A 15,047-nucleotide genomic window follows, 5' to 3' on the forward strand; every position below is an offset into this window, starting at 1 on the left:
GCCTTGTCCTGTCTCGATTCTTGGTGGAGATCAGCGTGAATTTCGAAACTGATCGTGGGGAAAATCGCCCTTTTCCCGATATCGTCAAAGAATGAGCGCAGACATCGACGTCATCACGTTGGGGCACCGCATCCGCCACTTCCGCACCGAGAAGGGAATGACGCTGTCCGACCTCGCCGGAGCGAGCGGAATCTCGACCAGCCAGCTGTCCCTCGTCGAGACCGGCAAGCGCGAACCGCGTCTCTCCCTCCTCGGCGTCATCGCCGAGGCCCTGTCGGTTCCCCTGACCGATCTGCTCAAGAACGAGGCGCCGGATCCCCGGTCGGCCCTCGAGGTCGAGATCTCCCGTTTCCAGGGCGGTCCTCTCTTCGCCTCCCTCGGCCTGGAGCCGGTGCGACCCAGTGCCGGCACGCCCTCGGCCACGCTCGAGACCATCGCCGGGCTCTACCGGGAGCTCGACCGGCGAGCGCGTCTGGCCATCGCGACGCCCGAGGAGGCGAGGCGGGCCAACAACGAGATCCGCCTGCGAATGCGCGGCCAGAACAACTACATCCCCGAGATCGAGGCCATCGCGGAGGAGCGCGTCAAGGCGGCCGGTCACACCATCGGAGCGCTGTCGCACCGCGAGGTCAGCGTCATGGCCGAGCAGCTGGGCTTCACCCTCATCTACGTGAACGACCTCCCGCACTCCGCCAGGTCCGTCACCGACCTCGCGAACGGCAGGATCTACCTTCCGCCGGCGTCGATCCCGGGCGGTCACGGTCTGCGCTCGATGGCGCTCCAGGCCATGGGGCACCGCATCCTGGAGCACCGCCGGCCGCTCGACTACGCCGAGTTCCTCCAGCAGCGACTCGAGATCAACTACTTCGCCGCGGCGTGCCTGATGCCGCGCGGGGCGGCGGTCGAGTTCTTGCAGCAGGCCAAGCGCGAACGGAACCTGTCGGTCGAAGACTTCCGCGACGCGTTCGGAACGACTCACGAGTCGGCGGCGCTCCGCCTGACGAATCTCGCGACCTCGCACCTCGACATGACCATGCACTTTCTGCGCATCAGCGACGACGGAGCCGTCCAGAAGGGCTACGAGAACGACGGCCTCCCGCTGCCCGTCGACGCCACCGGCGCCATCGAGGGTCAGATCGTCTGCCGGAAGTGGAGCGCTCGCACCGCGTTCGACCACGAGAACCGCACCACTGAGTTCTACCAGTACAACGATCTGCCGACCGGCACCTACTGGTGCGCCACCCAGACCGGCACGACGTCATCGGGAAGCTTCTCTATCACGACCGGTGTTCCGTTCGCCGAGTCGAAGTGGTTCCGGGGCGCGAAACGACCTCGCGCGGCGTCTCGACCTGCCCCGACGAGTCGTGCTGCCGCCAGGCGCCCGCCGAGCTCGCCGACCGGTGGAGCGACAGCGCCTGGCCGAGCGCACGTCTGCACGCCCACATCCTGTCGCCGCTGCCCACCGGCACCTTCCCGGGCATCGACGACTCCGAGGTCTTCAGCTTCCTGGAGAAGCACGCCGACCAGATCTGATCGACGGCGCCGCTCCGGACGACTCGCGGTGAGCTTCAGCCGACGACGAGCCCGCCGAGCCGCGCGAAGCCGCGGTCGACGTGTGGCTGCAGCGGAGTGCCGGGAGCGGCGCGCCAGGCGCCGATCGCGTGGGCGAGAACACCCCAGGCCGTTCGGGCGGCGAGCGCCGCGTCGTCGGGGGACGCACCGCGGGCGACCAGAAGCTCGGTGATCAGGGCGATGAGGGTGGACTCCTTCGAGGCAGCGCGCTCGCGTACGGCGGGCGTCGCCGCGGCAATGACGGCGAGACGGTCGCCCGCCTGCCGGTTGGCCTCGAGCGGCGGAACGATGAGGTCGACCGTGCGGCGCATCGCTGGCCAGAGCGGCTCGTCGGCGGGCACCGACGCCAGAGCCTCGGCCACCCATTCGGCGAGGCGCCGCTCGCCGTCGAAAAGCACTTCGCGTTTGTCGGGGAAGTGCCGGAAGTAGGTGCGCTCGGTCACGCCCGCCCGAGCGGCGATCTCCGCCGTGGTCACGGCATCGAAGCCGCGCTCGGTGAAGAGTTCGAGGGCCGCCTTCTCCAGGCGCTCGCGTGCTTCCTTCCCGCTTCTCGGCATGCGTCGAGTGTAGCGCACGTAGTGACAGCGACTGTCGCAACGTGGTAGCGTCTGCGACTGACACTACGAAGAGCACCCCAGCACGTCACGAAGGAGAGCGTCATGAGCGCAGTCGAGTCACGAACCATCCGATTCCACGAGGTCGGCGAACCCCTCGACGTCCTGCGCGAGGAGCGGACCTCGATCCCCGACCCGGGCCCGGGCCCGGGGAGGATTCGGGTCCACGTGGCAGCCGTCGGTCTCAACCCGGCCGACTGGGAGCTCTGCCGGGGCTTCATGCCCGGTGCCCTTCCGCGCGGCATCGGATTCGACGTCGCGGGAACCGTCGACGCCATCGGAGAGGGAGTCGACGACGTGGCCGTCGGAGAGCTCGTGTTCGGATCGTCGGACTTCGCGGCGGAGCCGAGTGCGGGTGCCGCCGACTTCGCGATCCTGGACCTGTGGTTCGCCGTCCCGGTCGGGCTCGACGCCGTTCATGCGGCGGTTCTGCCGATGGTGCTGCAGACCGCGGCCTGGACCCTCCACCTGGTGAGTGTGAAGCCGGGCGAGACCGTGCTCATCCACGGGGCGGGCGGCATGGTCGGCTACGCGGCCGTGCAGATCGCCCTGCGCGCCGGCGCCCGAGTGATTGCCACGGCGGGCACGACGTTCGCCGCCGACCTCGAGGCCTTCGGCGCCATGGTGACGCCCTACGGCGACGGCATGGTCGAGCGGGTCCGGGCGCTCTCCGACGGGCCGATCGATCACGTGCTCGACGTGTCCCGTCCCAACGCCGGCGCGATCGCTGCCCTCGTCGAGATCGCGGATGACCCGAAACGCGTGGTCACCATCAGCAACCATGACGAGGCACGCAGCCGGGGCGCCCGCGTCAACATCGACGAGCTCATGGCCGTGGGCGGGTTTCCGACCTCCGACTTCCTGGCCGACTACGCGGCCCTGAGCGCCGTGGGCGAGTTCACGATCCCCGTGGCGAAGACGTTCCCGCTCGCCGAGTGGCGCACCGCCGCCGAGCTCAGCCTGTCCGGGGCGCCGCACGGGAAGGTTGTGCTGATTCCGTAGCTCGGCGGGTCCGGGTGACACGAAAGCAGGAGTGCTCTCAGGTGGCGGCGGGTAAGCACGGGGTATCGCCGCGGACGCGGCGGACGAAAGGAGCACCATGCCCGAGATCACTGCTCACCACGGACTGTTCAAAGACACCAAGCTGCACGTGGACGACACCGGTGGTTCCGGTCGCCCGATCGTCCTGATCCACGGCTGGCCGCTGTCGGGAGCGTCGTGGAACCACCAGGTCCCGGCTCTCGTCGACGCCGGCTACCGGGTCATCACCTACGACCGCCGCGGCTTCGGCCGCAGTGACAAGCCCAAGACCGGTTACGACTACGACCACCTCGCAGAAGACCTGCACACGATCGTCACCGAGCTCGACCTCGACGACGTGACCCTCGTCGGCTTCTCCATGGGCGGCGGCGAAGTCGCACGCTGGTTCTCGAAGTACGGCGCCGAGCGGCTCCACAGCGTCGTGTTCGCGTCGGCCGTGCCGCCGTACCTGCTCCAGGGCTCGGACAACCCGGACGGACCCCTGCCGAAGACGCAGGCTGCGGAGATGACCGCGGGGCTCACGAAAGACGAAGACGCCTTCTACGACGACTTCATCACGCAGTTCTTCTCGGTCGACGGCGAGCTGAAAGTCAGCGAGGCGGATCGCCAGGAAGCCCTGGCCCTCGCCAGGCAGGCGTCCAAGATCGCGGCCCTCGGGGCGATGGCGTCGTTCGCGAACACCGACTTCCGCGACGACCTCACGAAGGTCACCGTGCCGACCCTCGTCATCCACGGCGACGGAGACGGCGTCGTGCCCTCGAAGGCTCCGGTGCCCGCACGCACGCGGCGATCGCCGGCTCCCAGCTCTACGTCGTCGAGGAGCCCCGCACGGCGTCACCGTCAGCCACGCCGACGAATGGAACCGTGCCGTCCTGGAGTTCCTTGCCACCTAGGCGCGGCGGACTCCGATCGCGACCTGCGAGCGGTGCGGTGCCGCGGGCAGCCGTCGGGCCGGTGGTGACATCACGTCGTCCCCCGTTCGACGGTGGTCCGGGCCCCTAGTGGATCGCGCCGGCGGCGGTCCGAACGCGCAGCGCGCCCGGCTCGACCCAGGCCCTGAAGGCCACGGCTCGGCCGAACCCGTCGCCGTCGAGCTCGATCTCTTCGGGGCGAGAGAAACGAGCCGTGAAGGCCGTCGCCGTGTCGTAGTGAAGATCGCGGTCGCTCTTCTGTTCACCCGCGAGTTCTCGGCCCGTCTTGGTGCGCCGCACCACCTGGTTCGTCCAGGCGACCTTCGCGAGAGTGCGGACCCACCCGAAGAAGCCGCCGGGGCGGGCCATCAGCAAATCGAGAAGGCCGTCGTCCAGCACGGCATCGGGCAGGAGCAGGACGTTCCCGGGAAGGGAACCGCAGTTGGCCAGGATCAGAGTGTGAACCGTCGCGTGAAACGGTGTGTCGTCGTCGAGCCGGAACTGGACGTGGAGCTCGCGCTTGTCACGGAGGGACGCGGCCATCGCTTTCAGGTAGGCCGCCCACCCCGCTTTCTTCTTGAGGCCCTCGTCGGTATTGGCGATCATCTTGGCGTCCAGACCCAGACCGGCCATGACGACGAAGGCGTGACTGTCCCGGGTTTTGTCGTGCCGTTCGATGCGGATCATGCCGAGGTCGATCCTGCGTTCTTCACCCGTGAACGCGGCCCGGATGCTCCCGGGTACATCGTCGAGGGACATCCCGAGGTTACGGGCGAGAAGGTTACCCGTGCCCGACGGGAGAAGGGCGACGGGAACGTCGTGGCCCCGCACGGCCTCGACGACGGCGCGGACGGTTCCGTCGCCTCCCGCCACGATCACCAGGTCCACCCCGCGATCGAGCGCTCGACCGGTCGCCTCCTGACCGACGTCGTCGACCGAGGTCTCGAACCAGAGGGTCTCGGCCCACCCGGCCTCGGAGGCTTCGCGGGCCACAGTCGCTTGCAGCGACTCGAGGTCGATCTTGACGGGGTTGTAGATGACCGCAGCGGTCTTGGGATCGGTCATTGGCTCCAGCGTAGGGGCGCCGGCGGCTCGACGCCGCCCCTTGCGCACCGCGGCTCATCATGCCTTCGACGACGCTTCGGGAGCTCTCTTGCTCGTGAGGTAAAGGCGGTGGCTCGTGACGACGAGGCCGAGCCAGCCGGTGCCCGTGGTCCAGCCGACGAGGACGTCCGTGAACCAGTGGGCGCCGAGCAGCACCCGGCTGAGACCGACCGCGGCGGCGGTGCCGGCACCCGCGGCGATGATGGCGGCCTGCGGGAGCTGCTTCCGTCGGCCGAGGACGAGAAGGTACGCGAGTGTGCCGGCGATCGTCGTGGCGTTCAGAGTGTGGCCGGACGGGAAGGACGGCGACGACTCGAAGGGAGCGATGGCGTCGTGCCGAGCAGGTCGATTGCGGCGGATCATCCCCTTTCCGCTGAGGGTCATCAGGAGTGAGCCGCTGCCGGCCGCGACCAGCAGGGTCAGCGGAGTCCGCGTTCGGCGCCGTCGCGCGAGGACGGCGGCTGCCGTCAGGGTCAGGATCGGCATTCCGATCGGCCCGAACACCCGGGCGATGCTCGACGCTGCCTGGTCGAGCCCGGGTGATCGGAGACGTTTCGCGGCCGCCAGGATGGGCTTGTCGAGAGTCTGAATGCCGGTGCTGCCCGACACGGAGTCGAAGATTCGAGACGCCGAATACGCGGTGGCGACGGAGATGGCGCCGCCGACGGCCAGCGAGGCGATCAGGGCACCGTGGGCACCGATGACCTCGCTGAGCCGGCGATGCTGGTGCGCCAGCCCGCGGCCGGCCGGAGTCGTCCACGCGGTGACGTCCTGCCGCCCCACGAAGCGTGCGTGCGTCTCTTCCGCGCCTGGTGCGCCTTCCGTCGACTCGCTCATCGACCGAGTCTGCTCTCCGAGGTTGTGCGGGGGCCTGCGATGTCGAGCCCGTTCTCCCCCGCGGCATCGGTTGCTTCGGGAACGCCGCCGCAGATCGCGCGATCCAGGGCACACACGACCCGCGGCGAAGTGAGAGACCCGCCCTAACCCGCTGACGAAAGCTCGGGGCCCCTCGGTTCGGCCGAGTAGACGAGACCCGTCCCGGCGTTGGCAGACGCCTCGAGGACGGCGAGCCACGACCGGTTGATGCTGGGTGACCGTCCACCGAGGAAACGGAAGTACAGGACGCTCGTCGGATCGAGCCAGATCGAGCTGTGTCCGCTTCCTTCCGCGGCCGAGTCGGACCAACTGAACAGAAAACTCTCGCGGCGACGGAGCTTGGCGGTGATCACGATCTGGAGGTGGACGAGCGCTCGGTCGTCGAACGTCGCCGTGATGCCTGGATTTCCGTACATGAGCGTGCCCATGAGAGCTGTCTCCGTCTCGCTGTCCCCTGAGACTACGGGCGCAATCGCTTCTGCACCATTCGTCGCCGTCCGAAGGTTCGCCCGTCACCGACAAATCGCACACGTCCGAAGGCGGGATAGGGTAAGCGCTGGCGTGAGCATCTGCTCATCGACAATGGCAAACCGGGTGCGAACCCGCGACGCAAAGGCACGGGACCCACGCGGTCAGCCGGCCCACCAAGCGGCTGAGGCGATGCCCATGCTCACGACCACCCTGGCCCAACGTCTGCGACTCGACACTGCCGACGACCACCTGCGGGCCGAGTCGGCTCTGGGGCTGCCCGCCTCGCTCCTCTCCCGGACCGACTACGCGCGACTCGTCGATCGTCTGATCTCGTTCCACCTGGCTGTCGAGGCGATCTTGGCGGAACCTCGGTGGCGCGACGACTGGGTCGGTGCCGGAATCGTCCTGTCCGATCACGTCCGATCCCCTCTCCTCGAGGACGATCTTCGATCCCTCGATTCGTCCTCTCCGGCGGTGCGCGAGACCGTCCGATTGGCGGGCTTCGCCTCCTTCGGCGAAGTGCTCGGTCTCCTCTACGTCATCGAGGGGTCTTCGCTGGGCGGTCGAGTCCTCGGTCCGCTCATTCGCGCTCGCCTCGGAGACGTGCCGACGCGCTTCTACGACGGAGACGGACGCGACCATCCGCGACCGTGGCGGTCACTGCAGGCGGCGCTGACTGGATTCGACGATCGTGGCGGCGATCAGCGCGAGGTCGTTGGGGGCGCGCGTCTCGCCTTCGACCTGTTCGGATCCCGTCTGGACTCGACGCTCTGGTCGTCGCTCCGATGAAAGACACCGAGATCCTCCGCCCCGACGGCGAGGACACCCGCCTCGCAGAATGTGTCCTGGAACCGCTCCGACGCCCTGGCGCCGTTCAGCCGCACGGGATCCTGTTCGTCCTGGACAGGCAGGGCCGACTCGTTCTCGAAGTGAGCGACAGCATCGCGGAGACCCTGCACGTGCCGGTGCTCGACGTGCTCTCCCGACCCCTTGCCGCCCTGGTCGGTGACGACGCGCTTCAGGCGATCGTCGAGGTGGCCGACGCGGCTCCGGGCTCGAGCAATCCCGTGCCGATCCGCGTCGGAGAGCAGGACTTCGACGCGATCGTCCACCGGAGCGGCGCGAACGTCATCGTCGAGCTCGAGCCGTCGCTCCCCGGGGTCGGCCGAGCGGAAACCTCTGCGGTGTTCGCCGCGGTACACCGTCTGGCGCGGCTGACGACGCCCGAAGCGCTGTGGGCGGAGACCGCCGACACCGTCAGCCAACTCACCGGTTTCGACCGGGTCATGGTCTACCACTTCCATGAGGACGACCACGGGCAGGTCGTCGGCGAAGCGGCCCAGACGGGCATGGATCCGTATCTCGGCCTGCATTTTCCCGCCTCCGACATCCCCGCGCAGGCGCGTGAGCTGTACCTCACGAAGCTGTCGCGCTCCATCGTCTCGAGCGCGGAGAACGGCTCGGCCCTCGTCTCTCCGGACGAGGGCGCCGGCGCATCGACGGTCGATCTCGGTCAAGCGGAGCTCCGGAGCGTGTCGCCACATCATCTTGAGTTCATGCGCAACATGGGACAAGCCTCGACTCTGTCGTTCTCTTTGATCCACGACGGAGTCCTCATCGGCATGATCACCTGCGCCCACCGCACGCCGCACCGGGTCCCCTACTTCGTCCGGCAGGGTATCGAGGTGCTCGCCGGACAGGTGGCTCTGCAACTGAGCTCCATGGCGGAGATCGAGAAGCTTCGCACGCAGGTGCGGTTCCAGGGCATCCGGACTCGCCTGATCGAGGGCCTGTCGACGGGGGTCGGAATGGCCGACGCTCTCCTCGGCGGCAGCACGACGCTGCTGACCCTCGTCCCTGCGGACGGTGTCACGCTCGTCATCGATGGCGAGGCGTCGTCGCTCGGCCGAGTACCGGACGACGCGGGCCTCGTCCGAGCGAGCCGAGCTCTGCAGGAGCTGAGTCCGGACAGGCGTCTGGCGACCGAGGCGCTCGGCGTGGAGGCGCCCGCGCTGGCGGCGCTGTTGCCCGATGTCGCGGGAATCGTGATCGTTCCGATCGGCCGCGGGGACGACTTCATCGCCTGGTTCCGGGGTGAAGTCGCGCAGAGCGTGGACTGGCTCGGGGACACGGCCCTCGGCAACAGGCAGACGCCCCTGTCGCCCCGCAACTCGTTCTCCTCCTGGACCCAGAGCGTCTCGGGGAGGTCGCTTCCCTGGGCCGGCCTCGATCGCGAAGCCGCCGAGCTGTCGCGCGACCTCGACGGCTTCCTGCTTCAGGAAGCCGAGTCGAAGCTCGCCGACCTCGCCGTCACGGACGTGCTGACCGGACTTCCCAATCGTCGGCTCCTGGTCGATCGCCTCGAACACGGTCTGACGAAATACGCGCGCGGCGAAGACCTGTCGCTGCTGTTCCTCGACCTGGACGGGTTCAAGAGCGTCAACGACGAACTTGGACACGACACCGGGGATCTTTTGCTCATCCACGTCGCGGGGCAGCTTCGTCTGGCCACTCGCGACCAGGACACGGTCGCCCGCCTCGGTGGCGACGAGTTCGTCATCCTGTGCGAGAACACGACGGCGGAGGAGGCGGACAGCGTCGCCGAACGCGTCCTGGCCGCGCTCCGGATCCCGGTCCTGCTCGCCGGGACGTGGGTGACCGTCACGGCATCCGTCGGTATCGCGTCCGCGAACTTCACCCGGAGTGCGGCCGAACTCCTCCGGCAGGCGGACGAGGCCATGTACCGGGCGAAGAGCCGAGGACGAGACCGTGCCGCCAGATAGTACGCCTCAGGAGGGGTTTCCGTGGGTATCCCGCCAGCCCTTGCAGACGAGCGGCGGCACGCCTACGTTTACGCCACCGACGAAGCCACTCAGACGTGACCGCACCACCTCATCGAAACGGCAAACCCGGCGCAAGCCGGCGACGCAAAGCCACGGGACCGCCACGGTCAGCCGGGCCACCAACCGAGAGAACGCATTGACTCTGCACGACGCCCGACCGACCACCGCTTCCTCCGAGACACGCGGGCGGTGGTCCGTCGCTCTCGTGGAGAGGAGCGCCCGATCGCGGGAGGACACGGCCGCGCTGCAACTCCTCGCGATCTTCGACGTGCTCGACGACCTCTTCCGGCGGGGCGATCGGAACGCCCGGATCTTCGTCGAGGCGCTCGGCACCATCGGGCGCGGCCAGGCCGTCGCGGCGGCGGACCGAGTCATCGAAGACGATTTCCGGCTGCTCGTGGAGACGCTCACTCGAGACACGGATCTCGGCGAGGGGGACGACCTCGCACTCTCGTTCCGTCTGCTGGTCAACGGCGCCATCCTCAAGTCGCTTCGCGGTGATCACGACGCGTCCCTTCGCGCGAAATCGATGGCCGGCGATCTCCTGCACCGTCACGGGTTCCCCCGCGCCACGGGATCGACGCCGGCCCATCCTGCTCCGGCAGGATCGTGGGCCTCGCTCGACCTGGACTCCTACGCTGCGGACCGACCCTCATGGCCGTGAACGGCTTCGGCCTCTACCGGCGAGGCAACGGTTCCCTCGTTCGCATCGAGAGCCTGATCCCGTCCCGCTCGTCGTTGATGGCTTTCCTCGAGAATGCGCGACCCGATGACACGCAGACGGTCGCCATCGTTCTGATCGGCGAGGCGTAGCCGCGCCTACGCCGCCCGAGGCCGAGCTGGTCGTCACCGACATCGGCGCCTCGACCGTCGTGTCGTCGTCACCCGAGTGGCTTCGGGCCGCGCCGGTCGCCAACGACTACGTTCCGAGCATGAGATCACTCAGAAAAGAACGAACGTCCCCGCCACCTGTGCCACCTGTGGATCCCATCCCCGCCGGTCTGAAGATCGGCGCCGGCTTCACGGCACGCATCCTCATCATCGCGGCGGGGCTCGCGCTCGTCGGCGTGCTGGTCTACGAACTCTCCGAGATCGTCATCCCCTTCCTGATCGGGCTGATCCTGTCCGCGCTACTCCTCCCCTGGAGTCCGTGCTTCGGCGACGCCACGTCCCGAAGTGGCTGTCGATCGTCGTCGCGTTCGTGGTGGTGTTCGGCGTCATCGCCGGGCTGGGCCTCCTGGTCACCCAGCAGGTCACCTCCGAATTGCCCGCGCTGGAGAAGCAGATCACGAAGGCTCTGAAATCCGGTGAGTCCTTGCTCGCGACGCACCCCTTCGGCCTGACCGAGGCCAAGGTGAACGGCTACATCACCGACGCGGAATCGTGGTTGCAGAAGAACGCGTCCAAGCTGGGGGCGGGCGCCGCCGCGGCCGGCAGCTCCGCCATTCACCTGCTCGAGGGCGTCTTCATCGTCATCTTCGTCACCCTGTTCACGCTGATCGACGGTGGACGGATCTTCGACTGGGTCGCCGGGCTCTTCCCCCGACGGGCGCGCGGCCGGATCCACGCCGCCGGCGACGCCGGCTGGCGCACGCTGACCTCCTTCATCCGAGTCCAGCTGGTCGTCGCGGCGACCGATGCCGTCGGCATCGGCCTCGGCGCGTTCATCCTCGGCGTGCCCCTCGCCGTTCCGATCGCCGTCATCGTGTTCTTCGGCGCGTTCGTGCCGGTCGTCGGTGCGATCGTCGGTGGAATCGCGGCCGTCGGGATCGCACTGGTCTTCAACGGGTGGGTCCACGCGCTGATCATGCTGGGCATCGTCCTCCTGGTCCAGCAGATCGAGAGCCACGTGCTGCACCCGCTTCTCACCGGCTCCGCGGTGAAAGTCCACCCTCTCGGAGTGGTTCTCGGTGTCACCGCCGGCAGCACGATCGCCGGAGTCGCCGGTGCGTTCTTCGCCGTCCCCTTCATCGCCACCGTGAACGCGATGATCGTCGCGGCCTACCATCACGATCCCGACGAGATCACCGGCGCGGGCCACGACCCCGACCCGAAGGCCAAGGAGAAGAACGAGCGCTCGACGTCGTGAGCTCGGCCGCACCGTGCGCGGCCACCCCGACCCTCTCCCCTGATCCACGAGAAAGCTCACCATGCGCCCCATCGCCCTGCCCCCGAATCAACCCGCCGATCGCCCCTACCGCGGTGGCGCCGGAATCCTGGCTCTCCGCGGGATCGGCTCGACCGACGATCACGTCCCGGAAGACTTCGTCGCGTCGACGACGACCGTGCACGGCAGCGACACGGTCGGGCTGACCGTGCTCGACGACGGCCGAACGCTCAGAGACGCCATCGCCCTCGACCCGATCGGCTATCTGGGCGAGGACCACGTCACCCGACACGGCGTCGACACCGGACTCCTCGTCAAGATCCTCAGCACCGGCGAGCGGCTGTTCAACCACTTCCATCCGGGAGGCGACTTCGCACGCGCCCACCTCGACTCGCCTCGCGGCAAGACCGAGGCGTGGCTGATCACCGACACCGGAGGGGCGGATCGCGGAACCGTCTGGCTCGGGTTTCGCGAGCCGGTCGACCGGAGAGACATCAGGAAGTGGGTGACGGAGCAGGACACAGCCGCCCTGCTGGCGACGCTGAACGAGGTCACCGTCGAGGCCGGCGACTGGCTCTACGTCCCGGCCGGAACGCCCCACTCCATCGGGTCGGGGATCACCCTCGTCGAGCTGCAGGAGCCCAGCGACCTCTCGATCATCCTCGAGTACGCCCCCTTCCCGGCCCTCGACCCCGAGGCCGCGTTCCTCGGCCTCGACCTGGACACGGCCCTGGACGCCCTCGACCTCACGCCTCTCACCGGCACCGAGCTGTCCGCCCTGCACGGGCACCCGGAGTCCAGCCCGCGAGCGCGCCTGCTCCCCGGAGCGGCCGACCGGTTCTTTCACGCGGAACTCGTCGCGCCGACGCTTCCCGTGACCCTGGAACCCGGGTTCGCCGTCGCGGTCGTGATCGACGGGACCGGTTCGTTGGCCTGGGCCGGAGACGGCGGCGGAACCATGAGTCTCTCGCGGGGCGACGTGATCCTGGTGCCCCACTCCGCGGGCAGCACCGTCGTGGACGGGCCCGTCCGCGTCATCCGCTGCACCCCGGCCGGGGTGTGAGCCGGGCAGCCTCGTCCCCCGTCTGTACCCCATTGATCGGGCGGAGCGTAGCGTCCCGCCCATGACCACCGATAAAGAGCACGAAACGACCGAGCATCACGAGAGCTCCGACGGATCGACGGACGTGACGAAGTCCGAGAAGGAGTACACCGAGTCCCTCCCGGACGGGTCGAAGTCGGGCGACTCCAGCGAAGACACCGACTTCGCCTCCGGCGGCGACCCCGAGGACTCCTGATGAGCGACCCCAAGCCCGCCGACCCGTCCACCCCGAAGCCGAGCGAGGTGGATCCCGACGAGGGCACCACCGAGGAGGGCACCCCGGTGGAGAACCCTTCCGGGTAGTCGCCGCTGCCGCCTGTCAGTACGTCGGCATCGTCTCCCTCGCGGTCAGGGCCGATCGTCCGCGAGCGGCTTGAGTCGCACCATGCCCTCCTGGACGACGGTGGCGATGAGTCGACGCTCGCGGTCGTAGATCGACCCGAAGACGAGGGCTCGCCCGCTCCCGGCCCAGGGGTTCTCCTGCACGTAGAGCAGCCAGTCGTCGACGGGCGCGTCGGCGTGCCACCACATGGAGTGGTCGAGACTGGCGACGCGCAGACGCGGCTCGTCGAACGTGAGGCCGTGATGGCGGACGGGCAGCTCCATCAGGGTGAAGTCGCTGCCGAAGGCGAGAGCAGCGCGGTGCAGGCCCGCCGTTCCGTTCGACGGAGACCTGAGCAGGGGTGCGGGAGCACGGAGCCAGACGGCCTGCCGAGTATCCGCGTCGCGCCGCGCGTTCGGGATCCGCCTGATGTCGAAGATGCTCCGGTGCGACATCGAGACGCCGGCCGCGGGCAGCTCGCGCGGCAGGGTCTCCGGGTCCGGATACTCCGCGACCAGCGACGGCTGATGCTCCACACCCGACGCCTCCGCCTGGAACGACGCCTCCATCGTGAAGATCACCTCGTCCTCCTGCGTCGCAGTGATGCGCCGACTGGAGAACGATCCACCGTCTCGGAGGCTCTCGACGCGGTAGAGGACCGGTCGGCGCGAGTCACCCACGGCGAGGAAGTACGCGTGGACCGAGTGGAGCACTCGCTCCGTCGGCACCGTCGCGGAAGCCGCGACCGCGGCCTGACCGAGGATCTGCCCGCCGAAGAGCCGCCCGCCGCGCCCCGGGTACGACGAGCCCTCGAAGAGGTGGTGCGCGACGAACTTGAGGTTGAGCAGGTCGAAGAGCCGCGAGTCCGCCTCGCGAGGAATCGAAGTCATCGCTGGAGGACGACGGCGAGGCCCTGGCCGACCCCGATGCAGATCGCCGCGACCCCGACGCCGCCGCCGAGCCGCTCGAGTTCGAGCGCCACGTGCAGCAGGACGCGCGCGCCGGAAGCCCCGAGGGGATGCCCGATCGCGATCGCCCCGCCGTGGCGATTGAGCTTGGCGGGATCCAGCTCGGGCCAGAGCGACAGGCAGGCAAGGCTCTGCGAGGCGAACGCCTCGTTGAGTTCGACGACGTCGACGTCGCCCCAGGCCAGACCGGCGCGGGCGAGTGCGCGGTTGGCCGCCTCGACGGGGGCGACGCCGAACACGTCCGGATCGTTCCCGGCGACTCCTCGCGAGACGATCCGGGCGAGCGGCTCGATGCCCAGCGCGTCCTCCTCACCGATCAACACGGCCGATGCCCCGTCGTTGAGAGGTGACGAGTTGCCCGCCGTCACCGTTCCATCCGGCCGGAACGCCGCCGGGAGCGCTGCGAGCGCCTCCGGCGACGTCTCCGGCCGGATCCCCTCGTCTCGAATCAGGCGAGACGAGAAGCTGGTGGTGACCTCGCGGTCGAAGATCCCGTCGTTCCACGCTGCGTCCGCCAGCCGGTGGCTGCGCAGCGCGAATGCATCCTGCGCCTCGCGGGAGATGTCGTAGCGCTCCGCCAGGATCTCGGCCGACTCGCCGTTCGAGATGGTCCACTGCGACGACATGGCGGGGTTGACCATGCGCCACCCGAGCGTGGACGAGTGCAGCGTCGCGTTCGTGGCCGGGAAGGCCCGCTCGGGCTTCAATTGGACCCACGGGGCGCGAGACATCGACTCGACGCCGCCGGCCAGGATCAGCGACGCGTCGCCGGCTTCGATGGCCCGGCTCGCCTGGATCGCGGCCTCGAGGCTCGACCCGCAGAGGCGGTTGACGGTGACCCCCGGAACGCTGGTCGGGAAGCCGGCGAGCAGGGCGGCCATGCGAGCGACGTTGCGGTTGTCCTCCCCGGCCTGGTTCGCATCCCCGAGGATGACGTCGTCGAGTCGGGCGGGATCCAGGTCAGGATGCCGCGCCATCAGATCGCGCAGCACCGTCGCCGCGAGATCGTCGGGCCGCACCCCGGACAGCGCCTTGCCGAAGCGACCGAACGGCGTCCTCAGTCCGTCGTAGACGAAGCTTCCTGTCATGCGGAAATCCTTCCCGCGCCGGGCTCCC

General features: G+C 68.8%; 14 protein-coding genes, 2 pseudogenes and 2 riboswitches. Of the genes and pseudogenes, 10 read left to right on the forward strand and 6 right to left on the reverse strand.

From position 1 onward, the window contains the following. Positions 1-91 precede the first annotated feature (91 nt). Positions 92-1,533, forward strand: a pseudogene (locus QUE79_RS00405) (helix-turn-helix domain-containing protein). Positions 1,534-1,568: 35 nt separating this feature from the next. On the opposite strand, the gene QUE79_RS00410 reads toward QUE79_RS00405, so the two are convergent. Then, the gene (locus QUE79_RS00410; protein WP_286344920.1) at positions 1,569-2,129 is read right to left on the reverse strand and encodes a TetR/AcrR family transcriptional regulator; all 561 of its coding nucleotides are present in this window, start codon (positions 2,127-2,129) and stop codon (positions 1,569-1,571) included. A 102-nt stretch (positions 2,130-2,231) separates the two neighbouring features. Between QUE79_RS00410 and QUE79_RS00415 the strand changes: the two genes are divergently transcribed. Next, a complete protein-coding gene (locus QUE79_RS00415) occupies positions 2,232-3,188 on the forward strand; it encodes an NADP-dependent oxidoreductase (RefSeq protein ID WP_286344921.1) in 957 nt (318 codons plus the stop codon). A 97-nt stretch (positions 3,189-3,285) separates the two neighbouring features. Next, positions 3,286-4,120 (forward strand): annotated as a pseudogene (locus QUE79_RS00420) (alpha/beta fold hydrolase). Between the two features lie 105 nt (positions 4,121-4,225). Here QUE79_RS00420 and QUE79_RS00425 read toward each other — a convergent pair. The 3 genes from QUE79_RS00425 to QUE79_RS00435 form a co-directional block, all read right to left on the reverse strand. Next, complete coding sequence (locus QUE79_RS00425; RefSeq protein ID WP_286344922.1) at positions 4,226-5,203, reverse strand: diacylglycerol/lipid kinase family protein; 978 nt, start codon at positions 5,201-5,203, stop codon at positions 4,226-4,228. Between the two features lie 57 nt (positions 5,204-5,260). Further along, the gene (locus QUE79_RS00430) at positions 5,261-6,079 is read right to left on the reverse strand and encodes a phosphatase PAP2 family protein (RefSeq protein ID WP_286344923.1); all 819 of its coding nucleotides are present in this window, start codon (positions 6,077-6,079) and stop codon (positions 5,261-5,263) included. 143 nt (positions 6,080-6,222) lie between these two features. Next, entirely contained in the window at positions 6,223-6,546 is a 324-nt protein-coding gene (locus QUE79_RS00435; RefSeq protein WP_286344924.1) for a DUF7882 family protein, read from the reverse strand. A 146-nt stretch (positions 6,547-6,692) separates the two neighbouring features. After that, a riboswitch (cyclic di-GMP riboswitch) is annotated at positions 6,693-6,767 on the forward strand. Positions 6,768-6,784: 17 nt separating this feature from the next. On the opposite strand from QUE79_RS00435, the gene QUE79_RS00440 reads away from it, so the two are divergent. The 7 genes from QUE79_RS00440 to QUE79_RS00470 all read left to right on the forward strand — a co-directional run bounded on the left by QUE79_RS00440 (position 6,785) and on the right by QUE79_RS00470 (position 12,837). Continuing rightward, positions 6,785-7,378, forward strand: a complete 594-nt coding sequence (locus tag QUE79_RS00440) for a biliverdin-producing heme oxygenase (RefSeq protein WP_286344925.1) — start codon at positions 6,785-6,787, stop codon at positions 7,376-7,378. After that, positions 7,375-9,372 carry a bifunctional diguanylate cyclase/phosphodiesterase gene (locus QUE79_RS00445; RefSeq protein WP_286344926.1) on the forward strand — a complete coding sequence of 666 codons (1,998 nt, stop codon included), beginning with the start codon at positions 7,375-7,377 and terminating at the stop codon, positions 9,370-9,372. The genes QUE79_RS00440 and QUE79_RS00445 overlap by 4 nt, the downstream gene beginning before the upstream one ends. Positions 9,373-9,481: 109 nt before the next feature. Further along, a riboswitch (cyclic di-GMP riboswitch) is annotated at positions 9,482-9,556 on the forward strand. A gap of 12 nt (positions 9,557-9,568) precedes the next feature. After that, positions 9,569-10,096, forward strand: coding sequence for a hypothetical protein (locus QUE79_RS00450; RefSeq protein ID WP_286344927.1), 528 nt, complete (start codon positions 9,569-9,571; stop codon positions 10,094-10,096). Further along, positions 10,093-10,245: a hypothetical protein gene (locus tag QUE79_RS00455; RefSeq protein ID WP_286344928.1), complete on the forward strand. Its 153-nt coding sequence runs from the start codon at positions 10,093-10,095 to the stop codon at positions 10,243-10,245. Before QUE79_RS00450 ends, QUE79_RS00455 begins: the two co-directional genes overlap by 4 nt. A 337-nt stretch (positions 10,246-10,582) precedes the next feature. Continuing rightward, positions 10,583-11,521, forward strand: a complete 939-nt coding sequence (locus tag QUE79_RS00460; RefSeq protein WP_286344929.1) for an AI-2E family transporter — start codon at positions 10,583-10,585, stop codon at positions 11,519-11,521. A 61-nt stretch (positions 11,522-11,582) separates the two neighbouring features. Next, complete coding sequence (locus tag QUE79_RS00465) at positions 11,583-12,602, forward strand: class I mannose-6-phosphate isomerase (protein ID WP_286344930.1); 1,020 nt, start codon at positions 11,583-11,585, stop codon at positions 12,600-12,602. A 61-nt stretch (positions 12,603-12,663) separates the two neighbouring features. Then, positions 12,664-12,837: a hypothetical protein gene (locus tag QUE79_RS00470; RefSeq protein ID WP_286344931.1), complete on the forward strand. Its 174-nt coding sequence runs from the start codon at positions 12,664-12,666 to the stop codon at positions 12,835-12,837. Positions 12,838-12,989: 152 nt separating this feature from the next. Here QUE79_RS00470 and QUE79_RS00475 read toward each other — a convergent pair whose 3' ends face one another. Both QUE79_RS00475 and QUE79_RS00480 read right to left on the reverse strand, forming a co-directional pair. Continuing rightward, complete coding sequence (locus QUE79_RS00475) at positions 12,990-13,853, reverse strand: acyl-CoA thioesterase (protein WP_286344932.1); 864 nt, start codon at positions 13,851-13,853, stop codon at positions 12,990-12,992. After that, the gene (locus QUE79_RS00480) at positions 13,850-15,019 is read right to left on the reverse strand and encodes a thiolase family protein (RefSeq protein ID WP_286344933.1); all 1,170 of its coding nucleotides are present in this window, start codon (positions 15,017-15,019) and stop codon (positions 13,850-13,852) included. The genes QUE79_RS00475 and QUE79_RS00480 overlap by 4 nt, the downstream gene beginning before the upstream one ends. Between the last annotated feature and the right edge of the window lie 28 nt (positions 15,020-15,047).

The organism is Frondihabitans sucicola, assembly GCF_030296615.1.
Classification (GTDB): domain Bacteria; phylum Actinomycetota; class Actinomycetes; order Actinomycetales; family Microbacteriaceae; genus Frondihabitans; species Frondihabitans sucicola.